Source organism: Pedomonas sp., assembly GCF_036515995.1.
Classification (GTDB): domain Bacteria; phylum Pseudomonadota; class Alphaproteobacteria; order Sphingomonadales; family Sphingomonadaceae; genus Pedomonas.
In genome coordinates, this window is record NZ_DATBUP010000161.1 from 21628 (window position 1) to 28506 (window position 6879).

Below are 6879 nucleotides of genomic sequence, written 5' to 3' on the forward strand. Positions count from 1 at the left end.
GAGGACTATTTCATGGCAGCCCTGAGTTTTGCCCTGGCCAAGATTATCGTCGGAGATCTCGACGCGGTCGAGAAATTTTATACCAGCACGCTGGGTCTGACCCGAGCGGCTTATATCGAGTTCGGCGAAGGGCCTGGACAATTGCAGGAAGTGATCCTCGCGGTCCCCGGCGGTGGCCCGACGGATGTGAAGCTTCACCTGGTCCGCTATCCCAATAATCCGGCACCCGTGCCGGGCGAGGCGATTGTGGGCTTCATGGTCGATGATGTCGAAGCAACGGCCGCCGCCATGATCGCAGCCGGTGGTCGCATTGTCGCGCCTGTGCAGGAGATTCCCGAGCATCGCCTCAAGCTTGCCTTCGTCGCCGACGTTGAAGGGCATACCGTCGAAATTCTTCAGGCGCTGTAAGAACTGCCGCAGCAGCGCCGTCTGCCTCAACCGGGAGAATGAGCATGTCAGAAAACAGGATCTGCCGTCGGTTGAAGGGCAAGGTCGCCATTGTGGCTGGCGCCAGCCGCGGAATAGGTGCGGTCACGGCGTTGCGGCTCGCTTCTGAAGGCGCGTCCGTGGTCGTCGCCGGGCCTCCCGGCGAAGCTGACGGCATTGCGGCGGTTGTCGAACAAGCGGTCGCGGCTGGCGACCAGGCGATCGGCGCCACTTTCGATGCAGCCAAGGACGCTTCCTTCGCCGCCCTTGTGGCACAAGCGGAGGAGGCGTTTGGCGGCATAGACATCTTCCACGCCAATTTTGCTGACCAGAGCATCATCTTCGATGACACCAACGCCATCGATGCGAGCGAGGCGGTACTGGACAGAACGATCGACGTGAATTTGAAGGGCATGGCGCGCGCGACCCGGCACGCACTGCCCCGCCTGCTGGCACGCGGGGGTGGAGCGATGATCTACAGCTCGTCCGCCGCTGCGACGATGGGCGACATGGAGCGGCCATATTACGCCATGGCCAAGGCGGGGATAGGTGCCCTGGTCCGCCATGTTGCAAATCGATGGGGATGCGAGGGCATACGCGCCAATGCAATCCTCCCCGGCTACATCATGACGCCCGCAGTGCTGAAGACCTTGCCCGAAACGATGGCCGAAGACATGCGACGCAAGACGCCCTCGCCCCGCTTGGGGCGGAGCGAGGACATTGCCGCGATGGTCGCCATGCTGTCATCGATGGACGGCGAATGGATTAACGGCCAGATGATTTCCATAGATGGCGGCCTGACAATGCGCTGACCGGCTCTTGTATTCCAAAGACAATGAATTCTTGGGAGAGTAATAATGCGGCCGCTGTGCCTCGATCATTTATCGCTCTACGACGTGACCGCGCTCGAACTGATCGAGATCGCCGCAGAATTGCACTGCGATGCCGTGAGCCTGTTCGTAACGCCGGCCCCCCTCGGCCCGTACCGCGATCTCACCACTGACAAGGCGGCAAAGGCCGAAGTCCTTGCCGCCTTGCGCGACAACGGCCTGTCTGTCGGTATCGTCGAACCCTTCATGCTGCAAAAGGATACCGACTGGGATCTGCTGGAACGCTCCGCTGCGCTAGCGGCGGAATTGAACGGCACCGTCAACGCGCTTTGTTTCGACGACGAGCCCGCCCGGCTACAGGCATCTTTCGGCCGCCTGGCAGAGATTTCGCGGGCCGCAGGCGCCCGGATGGCGATTGAGGGCTTCACCCTGTCGACCGTGCGCACGCCCGCAGACGCGCTGGCAATGGCCGACACGGTGGGGCCGGAGATCGGGCTGACGATCGATACGCTGCATGTCATCCGCACCGGCGGAAGCTGGGCGGATTTTGCCGCTTTGCCGCCGGACCGCATCTTTCATGTCCAGATTGCCGATGGCCCCCGCAAGACCCCGTCTGACCTGTTCCAGGAAGCAACTGTCGCAAGGCTGCCTCCGGGGCAAGGCGAGTTCGATATCGCCAGCTTCGTTAAGCTTGTGCCCTCCCATGCCCGACTGGCGGTCGAGGCGCCGTTCCGCGCACCCCCTGGCATGACGCCGCTGGATCGGGCGCGAACCATCATCGAGTCGACGCGCGCCCTGATGGCGTGATTTATTGCGCCGGTTTTGCATCGCAGCCACGGCATCACAGGAGCAGGCATCGTGACGATCGGAACCGAAACACTTTACTATCGCGGAGACGATGTCGACCTAGAGGCTACGCTCTATCTCGACGACGCCGTCGGCGGTGGTTTGGCAGGCGTGCTGCTGTTCCCCGAAGCACTAGGGCCAGGACCAAACGTCTATGACCGCGCACGCAGGCTGGCAGAGGCGGGCTATGCGGCGCTGGTTTGCGATCTCCATGGCGGCGTCGTGCACAGCTTCACTAACTCGGGAGCAGGAGCGATGGGGATGCCGGATTTCGCACGCTATGATGCGGCAGCGGATCGCGCATCTTGGAACGCCATGATGGCTCTCTTCGCTGACACTATCGGCTGAGGTCAAATCACCGATATCGCCTTTCCATGAAACTCACTGTTGGAGAACGAAGCAATGCTTTCGAAGGTCACGCTTGCTAAGACTGACCTGTCGGTCAGCCGCCTGTGCTACGGCACCAACATGCTCGGCACTGCAATCGACCAGGCCGCCTCCAACGCCATTCTCGACAAGTTCGCGGAACTGGGCGGCAACTTCATCGACACTGCCCGCTCCTATGGCGACTGGATCCCCGACGCGCCCAGGGGTGCCAGCGAGCGCGCGATCGGCGCCTGGCTGAAGGGCCGGAACCGCAGCGACTTCGTCATTGCGACCAAGGGCGGCATGTACGACACGCGCGTCGGCGACTATCGCAACCGCGTCACGCCCGACGACATCAACAGCGACCTCGATGAGAGCCTGGAGCATCTGGACATCGACACGATCGATCTCTACTGGCTGCACATCGACAATCCCGAAGCACCGGTCGGTCCCCTCGTCGACACGCTGATCGCGGCGCAGAAGGCAGGCAAGATCCGCTATTTTGGCGCGTCCAACTGGACCCCGGCCCGTGTCCAGGAAGCCAATGACTATGCCAAGTCGAAGGGCAGCATAGGCTTCGTCGCGGTCGAGCCCTTCTGGGGCCTGGCCAAGCCGAACGAGGAAGCGGCGACAGCACAGGGTTACCAGCTCTATTTCGAGGATCATGGCGGCGCGCTGCAGGGCAGCGATCTGACCGTCATCCCCTATTGCGCGCAGAGCCGCGGCTATTTCTCCTTCCTGGAGAAGGGTCAGGTTCCCGACCACCTCCAGGGCTTCTACGACAACCCGGCCAATCAGAAGCGGTTCGAGGCGGCCAAGCGCGTCGCGGCGCGTCACGGCGTGTCGGTCAGCGACATCGTGCTGGCCTATCTGGTCAACCAGCCGCAGCAGACAATCCCCATCTTCGGCGCCTCCAGCCCCGCCCGCATCGCGGAGAGCGTGAAGGCCGCAGAGGTAAAGCTGTCGGCCGAGGAACTGTCCGAACTGCGCGTCGGCTGAGACAAGGAAGGTCGGCAAGATGTCAGAAGTAGCTTTGGTCACAGGCGGCACGCGGGGCATCGGTAAGGCGGCCGCCATCGAGCTTGCTCGCCGCGGGTTCGCCGTCGCGGTCACCGGCCGCACCCGCAAGGAGGGCGACGGCAGGCTGAATTCCGGAGCGCAGGCGGTGACCGTGCCCCGCAGTCTCGACACCACCGTGCATGAGATTGAGGCACTGGGCGGCGAGGCGGTCGGCATCCGATGGACACATATTGGACCGGACCTCCATTGATGCTGCTGTAGATGCGGTGCTGGCAAAATGGGGCCGTATCGACGGCCTGTTCAACAACGCGCTCGCCCAAACGCCGAGCCTCATGGCCCCATAGAACAGATCGGTGCGGCCAAGGACGAAGAGGTGATGCTGGGGCTGATGATCAGTCACCTTCACATTACCTAGCGTGTACTGGCGCCGGTGCTGCAGCAGGGTGGCGGCCGCATTGTCTTTATCACCAGCGGAGCCGGCAACATGCTATGCGAGTTGAAGCTGGAGCAGGGGCGCTGGGGATTTCTTTATGCGGCAGGCGAGGCAGCTTTTTCCAAACTGGCCGAGTTCGTACATATGGAATATCGCGACCGAGGGATTGCCAGCTTCCATATCCAGCTCGGCCTGATCATTACCGAGGCACTCACTGCGCAATATGGCGACGCCGCGCTGGGCTTCGGCGGCGGGGTTCCAAGCTATTGATCCTCCCCCAAGACTTTGATCCACAGGGAAGGTGAGTTTCCCGTAAACTGTCGAGAAGGGGAGCTCAGATGAAACGCAGACGATTTTCCGAAGAACAGATCATCGGCATCCTGAAGGACTCCGAGGCGGGTGCGCAGCCGGCCGTTGCGGTGTGGCGCAAGCATGGCATTTCAGAGCAGACGTTCTACCGCTGGAAGTCGAAGTATGGCGGAATGGAGGTGTCCGAGGCCAAGCGGCTGAAGGCATTGGAGGATGAGAATGCCCGGCTGAAGAAGCTGTTGGCGGATAACCTTCTCGATAACTCCCTGCTCAAGGAAGTTCTGGCAAAAAACTTCTAACGCCCGCTTCCTTGCGGGCAATTGCGGCCTGGCTGATCTCCGAGAAGGGCGTCAGTCAGCGGCGTGACTGCAAGGTGGGAGCATGCACCGGTCTGTAGCGCGGTATCGCCCTTGCAAACCGAACGACGAGGCACTGCGAGAACGGCTTAAAGCATCGGCCGGGCAGCATCGCCGCTACGGCAACCTGCGCCTTAATCCTCTGTTGCGCCGGGAGGGTTTTATGCTCAACTACAAGAAGACCTACTGCCTATACCGCGAAGAGGGCCTGTTAAAAAGCGCAAGCGCTGGTCTAGTCGGGAGCGGTTGCCGCTGAGCATGCCGCAGCGCCGCAACCAGCGCTGGTCGACGGACTTTCTCTTCGACAGCTTGTGCTCAGGGCGTCGCTTCCGGGTTCTCATGATCATATCCGGGAGAGCCCCGGTCAGTTGGTCGACCTGTCGATTTCCGGGGAACGGGTGGTTCGCTTCCTTGATCATCTGGCCATCCTGCATGGCTTACCTGATGAAATCGTCATGGACAACGGCACGGAATTTACCAGCAAGGCCATGTTCTTATGGTCGCTCAGAACCGGCGTCCGGCTGCAGTTCATCCAGCCCGGCAAGCCGATGCAGAATTGCTATGTTGAGAGCTTCAATGGCAAGTTCCGTGACGAATGCTTGAATGAGAACTGGTTCGTCAGCCTGCCAGAGGCGCGACGCCTCATGGGCAAATGGCATCATCATTATAATCAGCAACGCCCACACAGTGGCTTAGGGTGCCAGGCACCGGCTGAATTTGCAGCCAAGCGACAGGGAGATGTCCGGCGGTCACCTCCGGTTGCTGCCGGCCCTCACCCTGTCGCCCCGCGCCATGGCCTCCGGGCTACTGGTGATCGCGCCGTTTTTCGGGCCCGGTCAGCCCACTGATCTTGCAGCGGTTGCCCAACCGAGTTGGTCGCCACCCATTTGTCCCTTCTACCGGCGGCGCTCATCGGTGTCGTCAGCACTGGCCTGCTCCGGTAACTTCTGCCCCCATGGCCGTTAGGACTGAGCCGATGACGCGCATGTGAGCTTATATCTGGCCAGTCTCAGTCATGGTATGCCCGCGCCTTTGAAATTCAGTGACACACGTTCAACCCGGCCCTGACCCGCTGTATGGGCAGCGGCGCCATCGAAGTCAGGAACAGTGCAGATATAGAGCGTGGTGCGGTCGGTGCCGCCGAAAGCACAGGCCAATGCACGGCGTCCCTTGCCGACCGGAACAACGTGAGTGACCTTATCGCCTTCGGCCATGCGGACGACGCCCGGTCCGGCACCAAACGAGGTGCCATCGACGGCAACAGGAACAGCCGCCCAGACGGCGCCTGTGTGATCAAGACAAATCCCATCCGGAATGCCACCGTCGGGCAATGCACCGAATACTCGCCGGTCTGACAGGGCCCCGGTCTCCGGATTGATGGTGAAGCAGGTAATGCGCATTGCCGTGCATTCAGCCACGTAGAGCGTGCGGCCATCCGGACTGACCGCCATGCCATTCGGTGACATCATCTCGGAGGCTGCGACGGTTGCAGCCCCGGCAACAGGCGCATGGATTACGTCCGTGGGGGAGGGCATGCCCGGCGCCGGTTCTGACCAGATGTCAAATCCGGGCTGGCTGACAAAGGCGTGGTCCGCCACAACGACCATGTCATTGAGTACGAAGTTGCAGAGCGCACTCAGGTCAGCATGCACCTCTGTACCGTTCCGGCCGATACGAAGTAACTTGCGCTGCTTTGATGACACAGCAATGAGATCGCCGTTGTCCAAAAAGCCGAGCCCGCCGATGAAATCGTCCGGGCTTTCATACAGCAACTCTGTGTCATCATCGGATTTCAGACGGTAAACACGTCCGGCAGCAATATCCGAAAAATAAAGGGCGCCATCATGCCAGCGCGGACACTCTGGCAGTGTCAGGCCCTTAATGACGACCTCGGGCTGTGGCAGAACAATCATTGTTTAATCCTTCGGAGTTGTGGTCTGCGAGTGCAGCCGAACACTTGGCTGTGACGCGGCTGCACCCAGGTCCACTGTCCCGCGGCTGATGCCGGACGTGAGGCTCAGATCATCAGAAGCGCTGACCGATGCCCCCATCGTGATACAGCGATGCGCCGGTGACGAAACGCGATTCATCAGAGGCCAGGTAGACAAAGGCATGTGCCGTGTCTTCCGGGTAGCTCTTGATCCCAAGGGGCGCCATGGCCACGATTGCATCCTCGGCTGCCTCCGGAGAGGCCCACAGGCCCTTGTCCGCATAATCTTCGAACGCCTCGCGCAGCAGGGGGGTAATGGTCAGCCCCGGATGCACGGAGTTCACGCGGATGCGCTTTGGTCCG

General features: G+C 61.2%; 9 protein-coding genes and 1 pseudogene. 8 read left to right on the forward strand and 2 right to left on the reverse strand.

Going from position 1 to position 6879, the window contains the following annotated elements; all coding sequences use genetic code 11:
* The first annotated feature begins 12 nt into the window (after positions 1-12).
* The 8 genes and pseudogenes from VIG90_RS12370 to VIG90_RS12405 all read left to right on the forward strand — a co-directional run bounded on the left by VIG90_RS12370 (position 13) and on the right by VIG90_RS12405 (position 5434).
* Positions 13-408 (forward strand): VOC family protein, encoded by a 396-nt coding sequence (locus VIG90_RS12370; RefSeq protein WP_331593829.1) that lies wholly within the window; start codon positions 13-15, stop codon positions 406-408.
* Between the two features lie 44 nt (positions 409-452).
* Positions 453-1238 carry an SDR family NAD(P)-dependent oxidoreductase gene (locus VIG90_RS12375; protein ID WP_331593830.1) on the forward strand — a complete coding sequence of 262 codons (786 nt, stop codon included), beginning with the start codon at positions 453-455 and terminating at the stop codon, positions 1236-1238.
* 45 nt (positions 1239-1283) lie between these two features.
* Positions 1284-2063 carry a sugar phosphate isomerase/epimerase family protein gene (locus VIG90_RS12380; RefSeq protein WP_331593831.1) on the forward strand — a complete coding sequence of 260 codons (780 nt, stop codon included), beginning with the start codon at positions 1284-1286 and terminating at the stop codon, positions 2061-2063.
* A 51-nt stretch (positions 2064-2114) separates the two neighbouring features.
* On the forward strand, positions 2115-2450 hold the full coding sequence (locus VIG90_RS12385) for a hypothetical protein (RefSeq protein ID WP_331593832.1): 336 nt from the start codon (positions 2115-2117) through the stop codon (positions 2448-2450).
* A 54-nt stretch (positions 2451-2504) separates the two neighbouring features.
* Complete coding sequence (locus VIG90_RS12390; RefSeq protein WP_331593833.1) at positions 2505-3467, forward strand: aldo/keto reductase; 963 nt, start codon at positions 2505-2507, stop codon at positions 3465-3467.
* Positions 3468-3486: 19 nt separating this feature from the next.
* The gene (locus tag VIG90_RS12395; protein WP_331593834.1) at positions 3487-3738 is read left to right on the forward strand and encodes an SDR family NAD(P)-dependent oxidoreductase; all 252 of its coding nucleotides are present in this window, start codon (positions 3487-3489) and stop codon (positions 3736-3738) included.
* Positions 3739-3918: 180 nt separating this feature from the next.
* Entirely contained in the window at positions 3919-4191 is a 273-nt protein-coding gene (locus VIG90_RS12400) for an SDR family NAD(P)-dependent oxidoreductase (RefSeq protein WP_331593835.1), read from the forward strand.
* A gap of 68 nt (positions 4192-4259) precedes the next feature.
* Positions 4260-5434 (forward strand): annotated as a pseudogene (locus VIG90_RS12405) (IS3 family transposase).
* Positions 5435-5599: 165 nt separating this feature from the next.
* Here VIG90_RS12405 and VIG90_RS12410 read toward each other — a convergent pair.
* Together VIG90_RS12410 and VIG90_RS12415 are read right to left on the reverse strand one after the other, a co-directional pair.
* Positions 5600-6499 (reverse strand): SMP-30/gluconolactonase/LRE family protein, encoded by a 900-nt coding sequence (locus tag VIG90_RS12410; protein WP_331593836.1) that lies wholly within the window; start codon positions 6497-6499, stop codon positions 5600-5602.
* Between the two features lie 112 nt (positions 6500-6611).
* A partial coding sequence (locus tag VIG90_RS12415) for an SDR family oxidoreductase (protein WP_331593450.1) occupies positions 6612-6879 on the reverse strand: 268 nt, incomplete at its 5' end.

What these genes read in the sequence shown, in the direction of transcription:
- VIG90_RS12410 (WP_331593836.1), bottom strand. Translation starts at nt 6,499, where the DNA reads ATGATTGTTCTGCCACAGCCCGAGGTCGTCATTAAGGGCCTGACACTG.
- VIG90_RS12370 (WP_331593829.1), top strand. Translation starts at nt 13, where the DNA reads ATGGCAGCCCTGAGTTTTGCCCTGGCCAAGATTATCGTCGGAGATCTC.
- VIG90_RS12380 (WP_331593831.1), top strand. Translation starts at nt 1,284, where the DNA reads ATGCGGCCGCTGTGCCTCGATCATTTATCGCTCTACGACGTGACCGCG.
- VIG90_RS12390 (WP_331593833.1), top strand. Translation starts at nt 2,505, where the DNA reads ATGCTTTCGAAGGTCACGCTTGCTAAGACTGACCTGTCGGTCAGCCGC.
- VIG90_RS12375 (WP_331593830.1), top strand. Translation starts at nt 453, where the DNA reads ATGTCAGAAAACAGGATCTGCCGTCGGTTGAAGGGCAAGGTCGCCATT.
- VIG90_RS12395 (WP_331593834.1), top strand. Translation starts at nt 3,487, where the DNA reads ATGTCAGAAGTAGCTTTGGTCACAGGCGGCACGCGGGGCATCGGTAAG.